The organism is Kistimonas scapharcae (assembly GCF_039540975.1).
In the GTDB taxonomy this organism is placed as follows: Bacteria; Pseudomonadota; Gammaproteobacteria; order Pseudomonadales; family Endozoicomonadaceae; genus Kistimonas; species Kistimonas scapharcae.
In genome coordinates this window covers 14,498-28,047 of the sequence record NZ_BAABFL010000443.1, presented here as the reverse complement: position 1 = coordinate 28,047, position 13,550 = coordinate 14,498, and the positions used below count along the sequence as shown (strand labels likewise).

Genomic DNA, 13,550 nt, shown 5'->3' with positions numbered 1-13,550 from the left:
GTTTTGTGCAAAAACTGTACTCTGTTGCCAAAAGTACGGCCAGCTTGCTCACATTCCCAAGGTTAAGCGGGATTTAAGGGATTGGTATCGACGGTTTACGCCCTGATTCCCTGCAGCAAGCCAATACGCCGAATCTGGACCGGTTGATCAACCAAGGATTCTTCAGCCCGATGCAGGCGGAAGACACGACCTGGAGTGCGCCATGCTGGGCGACAGTCCTTTACGGAGTCTGGCGGGATCGCCATGGCATTACCAACAACTCGTTCACGGGGTCAAAGCTGGGCAATATTCCTGACCTCTTCAGCCTCGTTGAACAGCAAAATCCCGCTCTGTATACCGCGCGGGTGACATCCTGGGATGGTATTCATGTCCGGATGCCAACAGGTGCTGATGAAGACCACTACTGGTATTACGGGAAGTATGAGGATGACACTACCGTCCCCAAGACCATTGAGTTACTGACTAATACCGATGTGGATGTCCTCTTCCAGTATTTCTCCATGGTCGATGCAAAAGGCCATGAGCATGGTTTCAGCATTGATGTTCCCGAATACCGGCATGCGATTGAAAAGGCAGACCGGCAATTGGGGGAGATTCTGGATGCCATGGAATCCCGTCCTAATTATGCGAATGAAGACTGGCTGGTGGTTGCCGTGCCGGATCACGGTGGTACTGCCAATGGTCAGCATGGAGAGAATCGCCCAGAACACCGGAACAGCTGGTTCATTGCCAGTGGGGATGCGGTTTCACACCTGACCGACGGTATCCGTACCGATGCGGCGCCGGTTGATGTGGTGCCTTCTATTCTGGATCACATGGGGCTCGCCTGGCAGAACCAGGGGCTGGATGGCCATTCTGTCCTGCGTGCTCAGGTCGCTCAGCCGGCACAGATTGGTACAGAGCTGATCGTCAATGGCGATGCTGAGCATGACCGCGGTTACACCAAGTATGGCTATGAAGGGTCTACGTCCGGCTGGCTGGAAGGTGGCGGCGCTGTACCGACTCAATATGGCGCACCCGGTGGGTTTCCTGGCGCGGGTAGCGTACCTGAGGGGGGCAAGATCTTCTTTGCCGGTGGCACCAAACAGAAATCAGCCATGATGCAGCGTATTGATGTGTCGCATCTGGATCTGTCACAGCCAACCACCTACAACCTGTCTGCCTGGTTGGGTGGTTATGCTCAGGATGATGACAAGGCCTCCGTTACCGTTCGCTTCAATGATGATGCCGGCATGGCTGCCACAAAGTGGGACAATGGAAAAGTCTATTTCTTCCGTGGAAGCCAGTATTACCGGTTTGACCTCGGCAGTGATCGTGTCGACAGTGGCTATCCTGCAGGGATTTCCGGCGGTTGGCCGGGACTGGATCGATTCACCGGCGGTGCCAGTGATATTGATGCTGTGATCAACTGGGGCAATGGCAAAGCCTATTTCTTCAAGGATGATGAGTATATCCGCTATGACATTGAAGCGGATCGCGCCGATGACGGTTATCCCATGAAGATTGCTGAACAATGGCCGGAGCTGGCGAAGTTTGAGGGCGGCGCGCGGGATATTGATGCGGCGATCAACTGGAGCAATGGCAATGCCTACTTTTTCAAAGGGGCTGAGTACATCCGCTATAACCTCAGCAGTGGCAAGGTGGATGTGGGGTATCCGATGCTGATATCCGATACCACCTGGCCAGGGCTGCAGGTCTGGCCGAGCCATATTGATGCAGCGTTCCGGAAAGACCTGTTCAAATCCTACCTGTTCAAGGAAGGCGAGTATGTCCGGTTTGACCATGCCCTCAATAAAGTGGATGCCGGATATCCCAGGCAAATCACCAGTGATAGCTGGTCTGGTCTGCGTGACTGGTATTTCGGTCAGCGCAGTGTAACGATCGGGCCAGTGACGGAATCAGATCGTGGCAGTGCGACAGGCTTTGTCTACCGTGAGGCGTCAGGCCAGGTGCCAACGGCGACGCAGACCATTGATGTAACCGTCCAGTTTGACGACAGCTGGGGAAGCAGTGATGGTTATGCGGATAATATCTCTTTGATTCTACAGCAATAATTCGATCGGGGACGGCGCTGTCTGTCCCCGTTTTGCCGCTACTTGGTTTTATTTTTCACCATCCTGCTTCTTCTCGCCTTTGGTCTGACCGGCATCACAGCTTTATGAGTGTGACTTCAATAGTCATACAGATGATGGCGTGTTACGGCAGCAGAATTGTTGAGGATGAGCAAAATGCTCAATGTCAGCTTAATCCTGAGTTTTTTGCAGCGGATTTTGTTACGTGTTATTGAGTCGCTGTAAATTAAATAATTCTTGTGTCGATGAGAAAGGTATCCGTCAATTAAAAGGCTGACTCCGCTATGTTTTTGATTGCCTTATCAGTTTTCTTTTTATGGATGGCGTGGCGAGGTATCAAAAAGCCGACAAACCGGGTCAAGGGGTATGATGGTTTTGATCTTGGGTACATTGCAGCCATGATTGGTCTGGCCGTTGCCGCAGGTTGGATTCCTTTCCAGGCATGGCGTTTTGAGCAGTTTCTATCAGAAAAAGCCTCAATATTGGCCGAGCGTCGCGCCGTGGTGCATTGTAATACGGCGTTTGATGCCATTTTTGACAATGACGTATGGCTGGCAGGCCATGCGAACCCGATTACGGGTGAGATTGTGTTCATGTATGGCTGGTGTGCCCACTTCATGGAATATCTTGAGCATCCAGAAAACATTACGCGCAAGCAGCTGTTTAGCATGCATGTGTTTACCCATGAGTCCATGCATGCCAGGGGGGAGTTTGATGAACAGAAAACCGATTGTCAGGCTGTACAGCGAAATTATCGGGCGGCGCAGCTTGTAGGTGTTCCTGAGCATCTTGCACGAGAGCATGCGGTCAGGTTTTACAAGACTATCTATCCGAAACATCCGTATTTCTCGGATAAATGCGCGCCAGGGAAAGCCTATGATGAGCAGTTGTCGGATTCAACATGGCAGTATCTCGATTCGCTATAGTCTGCTGTTCTCGTGTTGTGCTTTCTTCTTGCTTGTTATTGAGACTCCTCTCTCGTATTCACTACATGTTCAAAGTGTCCCGTCTCGTTTTACAGGATAAGAAATCTCGTTGTCGCACTTCATTGCTATAGTTTCCCGCAGTCTTCTCGACATATACCTTAATAGGGGCAGACGTTATGCTGCGAACCCTGATTCTGCTGGTAACAGGATTTCTGTTAATGACTGCACAGGCAGCCACCCTCCAGCTCCGCGTGCTGGAAACGACCGATCTTCATGTCAATATCATGGATTTCGATTACTACAAGGATCGTCCTATGGATCAGTACGGGCTGGTTCGAGGCGCAACGCTGATCCGCCAGGCCCGTGATGAAGTGGCTAACAGCCTGCTGGTGGATAACGGTGATCTGCTCCAGGGATCACCGATGGGGGACTATGCCGTCAGCCAGTCCGGGGAAGAGGGTTGGGTGCATCCTGTCTACAAGGCCATGAACCGGATGCAGTATGACGTTGCCAATCTCGGCAACCATGATTTCAACTATGGGCTGGATTATCTCAGGAAGGCGATTCAAGGCGCCGGATTCCCCGTTATTTCTGCCAATGTGTTGGATGCTGCAACTGGCGACCACGTTTTCAAACCCTACCTGATTAAACCCTGTGTGTTTACTGATACTGCCGGTAATCAGCAGTCACTCAACGTGGGGTTTATTGGCTTTTTACCACCCCAGATCATGCGTTGGGACCGTGAGCATCTGGAAGGGCGCGTGACGGCGCGGGATATTGCCGAGACAGCGACAACGCTTGTGCCAAAAATGCGTGCGGAAGGGACGGATATCGTCATAGCCCTCAGTCATAGCGGTTTTGACAGTGAACCCCATGAACCCATGGCTGAGCAGGCGGTGAACGGTCTGTCGCAGGTTCCGGGCATTGATGCCATTGTGATGGGGCATGCACACAAGGTGTTCCCGGGGCCTGTGTTTGAGAACGATATCGGCGTGGATATTAAGCGCGGTACGATTAATGGCGTGCCGGCCGTGATGCCAGGCTTCTGGGGAAACCATATTGGGGTGATTGACCTGACGCTGGAAAAGCACGCGAGTGGCTGGCACGTCGTAGACAGCCATTCCGAAGCACGTCCGCTGACAGGGCCGGATCATAAGCCGTTGGTTGAAGCGGATACTGAACTTGTGGCCGCTTTGGCGGAAGACCACGAAGGTACCCGGGCGTTCGTGGGACGAGCTATCGGGGAAGCCTGTTCTGAAATCTACAGTTATCTGGCCTTGATTCAGGATGATCCCAGCATCCAGATTGTCAATGATGCCCAGATTGATTACGTGAGACGGGCAGTGAGCGATAACGATGCACTGAATGGACTGCCAATACTGGCTGTGTCGGCTCCCTTCAAGGCGGGCGGACAGCGGGATCCGGCCAACTACACGGAGGTGGAAAAAGGGAAGCTGTCTTTTAGAAATGCCGTGGATCTTTATCCGTTTCCCAATACCCTGGTAGTACTGAAAATCACCGGTGCAGAGCTGAAGGAGTGGTTGGAATGCGCGGCTGGTCAGTTTAATCAGATCGATCCGTCCAGCCATGAACCGCAGATGCTGATCGACAACCACTTTCCCAACCACAATTTTGATGTGATTGACGGCGTTGAGTATCAGATAGATGTCACGCAGCCCGCCCGTTACGACGATCACTGCCGGTTGATTCATCCTGAGACTGAGCGAATCAAGGCGCTGGCCTGGCAGGGGCAGCCAGTTAATCCTGGACAACACTTCCTTGTCGCGGCCAATAATTACCGTGCCTACGGCGGCAAATTCGCCGGTACCGGAGCCGAATCCGTGGTATTCGCATCGCCGGAGGAAAACCGCGAAATTCTGGCGGATTACATTGAGCGACAAACCCGTGAACAGGGTGTTGTACGTGCCGCGGCAGACCATAACTGGCAGCTGGCACCGATAACGAATCCGGCGCTGGATCTGCGCTTTGAAACCTCACCATCAACTAAAGCTGCGCGTTTTATCGAAGCCCATGCCCGCCATGGGATGACCTTCCTGCATGAGAATGATGACGGCTTTGCTGTCTATCGTGTCGCCTTCCACTGACAAACCCGGCTCGGCGAGTCGGGTAACGCTGACGTCAACCTGTTGATCGTGTAAGCTTGCGCCACTACGTATTGACAGCAGGAATCTCGTTGCATGTGGGGCAAGTCGTTACTGGTCCTGGGGTTTATGGGACTGACCATCGCGCTGTCCGGTTGCCAGAAGGAACCGGCGCAGCAGGAAGCACTTATTCGTCCGGTCAAGCTCTTTGAGGTGGCCGGTAGCAGTAGCCAGCAACTGCGCCATTTCCCCGGCCATGTGACAGCCAGTGATGAAGCCGAGATTTCGTTTCGCATATCCGGCGAGCTGGTTGAATTGCCCCTGAATGAAGGGCAGCACGTCGATAAGGGACAGCTGTTGGCGCGATTGGATGATCGCGACGTCCGCAATGAAGTGGCGGATCGCCAGGCCAGTTATGAACTGGCGCAGATTGACTTCCAGCGAAAGAAATCCCTGCTTGAACGAAAAGTCATTTCCCAGGCGGATTATGACAAGGCCAGCGCCCAGCTGAAATCCAGCAAAGCGGCACTGGACCTGGCCCGTGACAAGCTGGCCTATACCGTTTTGAAAGCCCCCTTTGCTGGACGTGTGGCACGGCTGGAGGTGGAAAACCACCAGTTCATTCAGGCCAAGCAGACCATCCTCCTGCTGCAGAGTGACAATACGGTGGATATCCATATCCAGGTGCCGGAGAGCATCGTGGTGAATGTGGATGCCAATACCGTGGAAGTCGGCTACATGCCCCAGGCGAGCTTTGCTGCCGCACCAGATCGTCAGTTCCCTGTGCAATATAAGGAGCATGCCACCAAGGTGACACCTGGCACCCAGACCTATGATGTGGTGTTCACCATGCCGGTACCGGATGACCTGACTCTACTGCCTGGCATGACCACGACGGTGACGATCGACCTGGCCCGTATCATCCGTCAACGTTCTCAGATCCCCTATGTATTGATTCCCTCACAGGCTGTGGTAAACAGTGATGCTGATGGTCGTACACTGGTTTGGCGCTATAACGCAGACACCGGGCAGGTTGGTGCGGTAGAAGTCACGGTGGGCCGCATCACGGAAGCCGGTATTCAGGTGTTGTCCGGTCTCCAAACCGGTGATCAGGTGGTGGTGGCGGGTGCCCGCCAGTTAACGGAAGGCCTGAAGGTCAAACCACTGCGCTGGGAGCGGGGACTGTAATGAATACTGCTGAGTACAGTATCCGGCACTCCGTGATCAGCTGGATGTTTGTCGTCTTGTTGCTGGTGGGCGGCGCCATGTCGTTTCTTGGCCTGGGCCAGCTGGAATTTCCCGAGTTCACAATCAAGTCTGCCATGGTGATCACCCCGTACCCGGGAGCTTCACCGGAGCAGGTGGAAGAAGAAGTGACACTGCCGTTGGAAGATGCCATCCAGCAGCTGGCGGCGGTTAAATTTGTGGAATCGGTCAACAGTGCCGGCTTGTCGCAGATCTCTGTGGAAATTCGGGATCAGTTCGATAAACATGATCTTCCCCAGATCTGGGATGAACTGCGCCGCAAGGTGAATGACGCCCAGTCCAGTCTGCCACCGGGTGTGCAGCCATCACAGGTGGAAGATGATTACGGGGATGTTTTCGGGATTCTCCTCAATATCACTGGCGAGGATTTCAGCTACCGCGAACTGGAGAACTATGCCGATTACCTTCGCCGTGAGCTGGTGTTGATTCCTGGCGTCAAGAAAGTCGTGCTGGATGGCACACGTCCTGAACAGGTCGTTGTTGAAATCTCCCAGGCGCGACTGGCGGCCCTGAATCTGAGTCCAGAATATATCTTCGGTCTGATCCAGAACCAGAATGTGGTTTCGAATGCCGGGCGCATGTATGTGGACGGTGCGTCTGTGCGCATTCATCCCACCGGTGAATTCCATAATGTCGCGGAGATGGAGCGTCTGATTATCAGCCCGCCGGGGATTGAAAAACTCGTTTACCTGGGTGATATCGCCACTGTCAGCAAGGCGTATACAGAAACGCCGTCAGTCGTATACCACAACAACGGTGACGACGCGATCTCATTAGGAATATCCTTTACCAGTGGTGTCAATGTCGTAAAAGTCGGCGAAGCGATTGATGCGAAACTGCTGGCGCTGGAAGGTCAGCGTCCAATCGGTATGGAGATCACCTCGGTTTATAACCAGCCGGAAGTCGTTTCGAAATCGGTGAATGGATTTCTGGTCAATCTGGCGGAATCCATTGCCATTGTGATTATCGTTCTGTTGTTGTTTATGGGGCTTCGCTCAGGCCTGCTGATGGGAGCTGTGCTGCTCCTGACGATACTGGGCACCTTCATTGTGATGAGAATTCTGGCCATTGATTTGCAGATGATCTCGCTGGGCGCCCTGATTATCGCACTGGGGATGCTGGTGGATAATGCTATCGTAGTGACAGAAGGTATACTGGTCGGTATCAAGCGTGGACTCACTCGTCTTGAAGCGGCTAAGCAGGTGGTCAGCCAGACACAGTGGCCGTTGCTGGGCGCCACGGTGATTGCCATCATTGCCTTTGCGCCGATTGGCCTCTCTCAGGACAGTACCGGTGAATTCTGTAAATCGTTGTTCCAGGTATTGTTGATCTCCCTGTTCATCAGCTGGATTACCGCGATTACCTTGACGCCTTTTTTCTGCAACCTGCTGTTTAAAGATAACGAAATCACGGCGGTCGACAATGAGGGGGGGGAGGATGACCTTTATAAAGGCGCGGTATTCACCCTGTATCGACAGTTGCTCAATCTTGCCATGCGTCACCGTCCCATTACGTTGGCACTGACCGGTTTTGCGCTGGTAGCCGCAGTGGCCGGAATGGGGTTGGTCAAAAATGTGTTTTTCCCGCCGTCTAACACTCCAATGTTCTTTATCGATTTCTGGATGCCGGAAGGCAGTGATATCCGGGCAACGGAAGCCAAGATGTCGCGCCTTGAAGATAAAGTGCTGAGGCTGGATGGTGTCACGGCGGTAACAACCGTTATGGGTCGTGGTGCCCAGCGTTTTGTGCTGCCTTATTCACCGGAGCAGATGTATGCCAGCTATGGTCAGGTGATTATCACCGCTCGTGACCTGGATACCATTGATGACCTGTTTCCCCAGGTTGAATCCCTGCTGGCTGCGGACTTTTCCCAGGCAGAATACCGTGTGAAACGCCTAGAAAATGGGCCTGCGCCAGCCGCCAAAATCGAAGCACGCTTCTATGGCGAAGACCCTGTTGTGTTGCGCCAACTGGGCAGTCAGGCTGTTGCGATTCTCAACCATGAGCCGGCGGCAGATGCCATTCGTCATACCTGGCGTAATCAGTCGCTGATCGTTAGACCGATAGTGGATGACGCACAGGCTCGGCGCAGTGGTATATCCAAGCAGGCACTGGACGACGCGCTGTTGGTGAATTTCAGTGGCAAACAGGTTGGCGTGTACCGGGAAGGGAGTCATCTCATGCCCATCATGGCACGTGCGCCTGAACAGGAGCGGTTGGACGCCGATAGCCTGACCGGTCTGCAGGTCTGGAGTAAAGAGTATTCAACCTTTGTGCCCATTACCCAGGTAGTTTCGCGGTTTGACAGCGAATGGGATAACCCGTTGATCGTTCGTCGAGACCGCAAGCGGATGCTGGCGGTGCTGGCTGAACCGGCTGAGTCCAGTGGTGAAACTGCCGATTCGGTATTCCGTCGGGTGCGTGGTGAAATCGAGGCGATTCCCCTGCCGCCGGGTTACAGTCTGGAGTGGGGCGGAGAACACGAAAGTGCCGGCGACGCTCAGACCGCCGTATTTGGTTCACTCCCGCTGGGCTACCTGACCATGTTCCTGATTACGGTCTTCCTGTTCAATTCCGTCCGGCAGCCCATCGCGATCTGGGTCACGGTGCCACTGGCTTTGATTGGCGTGGTGTCAGGCTTATTGTTGCTCAATGCACCCTTCAGCTTTATGGCATTGTTGGGCTTGCTGAGTTTGTCGGGGATGCTGATTAAAAACGGCATTGTGCTGGTTGATCAGATCAACCTGGAACTCTCCCAGGGCAAGGAGGCGTATGAAGCGGTGTTCCATTCGGCGGTCAGCCGCGTCCGGCCGGTGTGCATGGCGGCACTGACCACCATGCTGGGTATGCTGCCACTGCTCTTTGATGCGTTTTTCAAATCCATGGCGGTGACGATTATCTTCGGCCTGGGTTTCGCAACCCTGCTGACATTGATCGTGCTACCTGTTGTTTATACGCTGCTCTTTAGGATCAGCTGGCGCCAGCTGTGATGCTGTCAGTGATGTCAGTTCTTGAATTGTCCTCCGTTTAAGAACTGACATCAATGCTTCTTCAGAGGCGATAAATGATCAATGCCGTTGTGTGCTTTTTTAATAGCAAAAAGCGAGCCTTCTTCCTGTAATGTCATTTGATGGATCTTAATATCATTGAGACAGTGATTGGAGAAATGACATGAGTTACATTTGAATTCTCTGTTTATTTCAGTGTTTTCACACTGTTTAAAGTGGCTCGTCAACTCTTCCATTGTTTTAAATTTCATGAGGTTTGGTCTGTTGGGTGTTCTTTTTACATAGCAGCCTGGGCAACAAAGTAAATATGGTGCATCATTGCTGTCTGTATTTGCTGGAAGACAGATAACCGTCATATTGCTAATATGTTCGTGTTATTTTTCACTTGCAGTAAGGGCTTCGGCATCAGAAATGCATAAAGACGTTGAGTCTTGACAAAAATAAGAGAGACATGCTCCATTGTTTTCACCTTCTATATTTGTAATAACAAGTTTCTTGCCAGCTGATTTCTGCAATCAAATGATTTGCTCTTGCCTCTAGGCCTGCGCTGGTTGTGGTGGAGGGGGTAATCATGATTATTCCTTAAATGTTGATTTGTAAGGCAGCAATATAATAATTCTTGCAAGTGTTTCAATTTGATGACGAATTAGTTTGTTTGGATAGCATGTTATAAGAAATATTAATTTTGCGTTTGGTGAGAACTACTCATTAAATAAATTCGGTTGAAAGTTTATTTATAAATATGGGTATTTTCTATAGAGTGAAGATGTGGTGTGTCAGGAGGATATGCTGTTTCATCCTGTAGTCCTGCCTCTTTTACGTATAAGGACTGTCATGGAGGCGTGTATGAAGGCAGGATTATTCCGCTGCTTATTGCTGGTCAGTTTGTCCTTTTCTTTTTCTGCTGTAGCAGGTTCACTCAGTCAGTATTTACCTGATGTTGAACCCCGGGAACCCGGGCTGATCTGCCCGGGAACGTCTATCGTCTTTTCCTGTGGTAACCGCCGATGTGATACCGGTCTGGGCGAAACGGTGGAAACCTGCCCTGAGGATTGCGTGTCGGCCAAGGTAGAATCCTATAACCGTCAGACGATGTGCCGCAAGGTACAACATGTCTACAGGCCGACAACGGTATCCGCTGCGCAGGATGCAATTCGTGAAGCCGTACAAAACAGCCAGCGCATCAAGGTTGTCGGTCAGGCGCATTCTGCCAGTGACACGATCTGTACCTATGGTGTTGTCGTCAGTACGGAAAACCTGCGTCAGATTATTGGAATTGAAACGTACGAAGGGCAGGAAACCGTATTGCTGGAAGCCGGCGTTAAGCTGCATGAGTTGACGGAATGGCTGCATGAACGGGACCGTTCTATTGGCTTTGCCCTGATGGGATTCAATGGCGTCAGTATTGCCGGTGCGGTGGCGACCGGTTCCCATGGCAGCTCACCGAAACATGATGCGATCATCTCATCCAAGGTGGTAGCGATGGAGGTGATTGGGCCTGATGGTGAATTGCGGGAATACAGCAAGGCGTCAACCGATCCGAATACCTGGAAAGCCATGACGGCCAGTCTGGGATTGTTGGGGATGACTGCCCGCATGCGTCTGGCGGTTGAGCCCCAGTTCAACCTTGATGTAGAGGTGAGCTACCACGACGAAGCAACCCTGTTTGAACAGGATGGGGTATTCAATCAGGTGGCAGATTGTGATTGGGGTCAGCTTAACTGGTTTCCCGGCAACGGCACCTTCATGCGCAGTTGTGGCAGGATCACTGATAAACCCGCAGAAGCCGGTGCACATAATTCATTATTGCAACCGAATGTCACTGCGGCCGAGCTGCCTGCTGCAAAGCTCACCATGCAACTGGCCGCCTGCGACAGGAATTACGCGAAAAAGGTGGAGAAAACCCGTCTGGACCTGTTTAGAACCCAGCCGCCTTTCAAGAAAAACCATCCATTATTTGGTACCTCGCAAAATGTCCATGAAGCGATTGGTCCGTCCCATCGCATGCAGAGCAGCTACCTGACTGCTGTGCAGGATGGCCTGTTCCAGATGGACTGGGAAATTGTCGTGCCGGTTTCCCGGGTGGATGAGGCTATGCGGGCGGTCAAAACTCACCTGAACAGTCACAACATCAGTGTGCCGCTGATCGGTGTCTTTATTCGTTTTGCCCAGGCACGATCGGATTCCCTGCTGGCCCACACAGTGACAGGCGGTGAGTTCGGGGAAGGCGAAACCGTGGTATTTATCGAGATTCCGATCTTTATGCCCAGCGCATTCCCTCCGGCAGAAAATGCCTGGTATCAATATCCCTACCAGGAATTCACCCGCTTGCTGGTGGAGGATTTCGGTGGTCGGGCGCACTGGGGAAAGAACCGGGGATGGGTCTTTGACCTGCAGAATGATCAGGGTAAATACGGCGACTTAAAAACACGCTTCATTGGTGTCGTCGAGCAGTTTGATCCTTTCGGTGTATTTGCTAACGATTTCGGCCGACAGCTGGGCGTGAACTGGCCACGATACGATGAGAGCTTTGCTGATTTCTATTTTCCACAAACACCGGCGCAACCCTGTGGTTGTCCATCGACCTACGAGCCGGTCTGTGAACGTAATACAGAGCAGACGTTGACCAACCGATGCCTGGCCACCTGTGAAACCGGGATTATAAGTGATCAGTTACTTGATGGACAGTGCAGTGATTACCGGTTTGTCGATTGGGGCTTGTGGAAACAGGCCTGGAAAAAAGGCCTGCTTAAAATGTCCTGGCGTCAATAATTTTAAGTATCTGGTATCTGAAGTTATAACGAAATTTTTATAGTGTAGCTAAAGAAGTATTCACTTCTTTAGCTACACTGCCTTTGGATGTTTATGATTATTTTGCAGTAGCATATATTAAACCAACGGCCTTTATATTTTCTTATGGCAGTCCCTTTGTTCGACAGGATGCCACTTGTCGCATTTTATTACATCTTTTTTATTTCATAGAGAAATGGCCATTGACTGAGGTTTGTCATGGTGTTTATGCAAAAGCTGTTTTGTCTTTATTTGTTTTTATTACCTCTGGCACTTGATGCGTCTTTCATTGAGGTGGAAGTTGATGGAATGCGCTATTTCTGTGAAGAACGGGGTGGGGATTCATCATCTGTAGCCTCATGTCTTGATTTGGCGTATTCAGGACCTTTCACGCGTTCGGAGTCTGAAAAACTGTGTCTAGGCGCGAATACACACTGGCCTGCTGAGTGTGGTGTCAGGGCTTATGGGGGCATTTTTACTCGTTCAGAGAGTTTGCAACTGTGTATACGAGCCAGAAGTCTGGGGCCAGTGGAATGTGCAGAGTTAGCCTATGCAGGCCCGTATACCCGCAAAGAAACATTAGAGTTATGTGCGCATCCTCAGGCAACAAAAAAGAATGCGCAGTGCGCTCTCGAATTGTATAACGGCATATATTCAAGGAAGGATTCTATTTTGTACTGTAAAGTCGGGTACGGTGTTGCAGTATTTGATGATCGTCATTTAGCCAACAAGAGTACACTTTCGCGTTTGACTAAAGCGGCAAATTGGAAAGCGTTTTATCGCAATGAGTATCCGATGGATGAAAAATGAATAGTTGCAATCGTGTTAGCCATGATGAATGGGGAGCTGCTTCAACGAATTTTAGTCATGTCTGATGATGTGAATTGACATTTATCATTACGACAGATTATTGGATATGCCTGCTAAGTCTGGTTGGATTAAGATGTGTTGATTTGGCGACTACGGTTACCGATCTTATATGGTATCCTGCCTGTCTTTATTTCACTGTGAAATCGTTTTTACCGAACAGCATAAATTATGGCAGCCAGACAGATTTACAGAGTTGTATTTCATAATCAGGGGGAAATCTACGAGGTGTACGCCAAGCAGGTTTTCCAGAGTGACATGTATGGTTTCATCGAGGTGGAAGGCTTTATCTTCGGAGAGCGCACCCAGGTGGTCGTCGATCCTTCCGAGGAAAAACTGAAAGCCGCCTTTGAAGGGGTTAAAAGCAGTTTTATTCCCATGCATTCGATTATTCGCATAGACCATGTGGAAAAAGAAGGTAAGGGTAAGATTATGGATGCCAAGGGGCAGAATATTGCACCTTTCCCCATGCCACCGATGCCGGGGAAGTAATCCAATAAGAAAGGCTGCGTAATGCAG

General features: G+C 51.3%; 8 protein-coding genes. All 8 read left to right on the top strand.

The window, feature by feature from the left end; all coding sequences use genetic code 11:
* The first annotated feature begins 80 nt into the window (after nucleotides 1–80).
* The 8 genes from ABD892_RS18810 (at nucleotide 81) to ABD892_RS18775 (ending at nucleotide 13,523) form a co-directional block, all read left to right on the top strand.
* Nucleotides 81–2,054, top strand: a complete 1,974-nt coding sequence (locus tag ABD892_RS18810) for a hemopexin repeat-containing protein (protein ID WP_345197585.1) — start codon at nucleotides 81–83, stop codon at nucleotides 2,052–2,054.
* Nucleotides 2,055–2,356: 302 nt separating this feature from the next.
* Entirely contained in the window at nucleotides 2,357–2,998 is a 642-nt protein-coding gene (locus ABD892_RS18805) for a hypothetical protein (protein WP_345197584.1), read from the top strand.
* 176 nt (nucleotides 2,999–3,174) lie between these two features.
* The gene (locus ABD892_RS18800) at nucleotides 3,175–5,103 is read left to right on the top strand and encodes a bifunctional 2',3'-cyclic-nucleotide 2'-phosphodiesterase/3'-nucleotidase (protein WP_345197582.1); all 1,929 of its coding nucleotides are present in this window, start codon (nucleotides 3,175–3,177) and stop codon (nucleotides 5,101–5,103) included.
* Nucleotides 5,104–5,196: 93 nt separating this feature from the next.
* Nucleotides 5,197–6,288: an efflux RND transporter periplasmic adaptor subunit gene (locus ABD892_RS18795; RefSeq protein ID WP_345197581.1), complete on the top strand. Its 1,092-nt coding sequence runs from the start codon at nucleotides 5,197–5,199 to the stop codon at nucleotides 6,286–6,288.
* Nucleotides 6,288–9,356 (top strand): efflux RND transporter permease subunit, encoded by a 3,069-nt coding sequence (locus ABD892_RS18790; protein WP_345197579.1) that lies wholly within the window; start codon nucleotides 6,288–6,290, stop codon nucleotides 9,354–9,356. Before ABD892_RS18795 ends, ABD892_RS18790 begins: the two co-directional genes overlap by 1 nt.
* Before the next feature lie 864 nt (nucleotides 9,357–10,220).
* On the top strand, nucleotides 10,221–12,146 hold the full coding sequence (locus ABD892_RS18785) for an FAD-binding protein (protein WP_345197578.1): 1,926 nt from the start codon (nucleotides 10,221–10,223) through the stop codon (nucleotides 12,144–12,146).
* 246 nt (nucleotides 12,147–12,392) lie between these two features.
* The gene (locus ABD892_RS18780; RefSeq protein WP_345197576.1) at nucleotides 12,393–12,974 is read left to right on the top strand and encodes a hypothetical protein; all 582 of its coding nucleotides are present in this window, start codon (nucleotides 12,393–12,395) and stop codon (nucleotides 12,972–12,974) included.
* Nucleotides 12,975–13,202: 228 nt separating this feature from the next.
* Entirely contained in the window at nucleotides 13,203–13,523 is a 321-nt protein-coding gene (locus tag ABD892_RS18775) for a DUF1820 family protein (protein WP_345197575.1), read from the top strand.
* The last annotated feature ends 27 nt before the right edge of the window (nucleotides 13,524–13,550 follow it).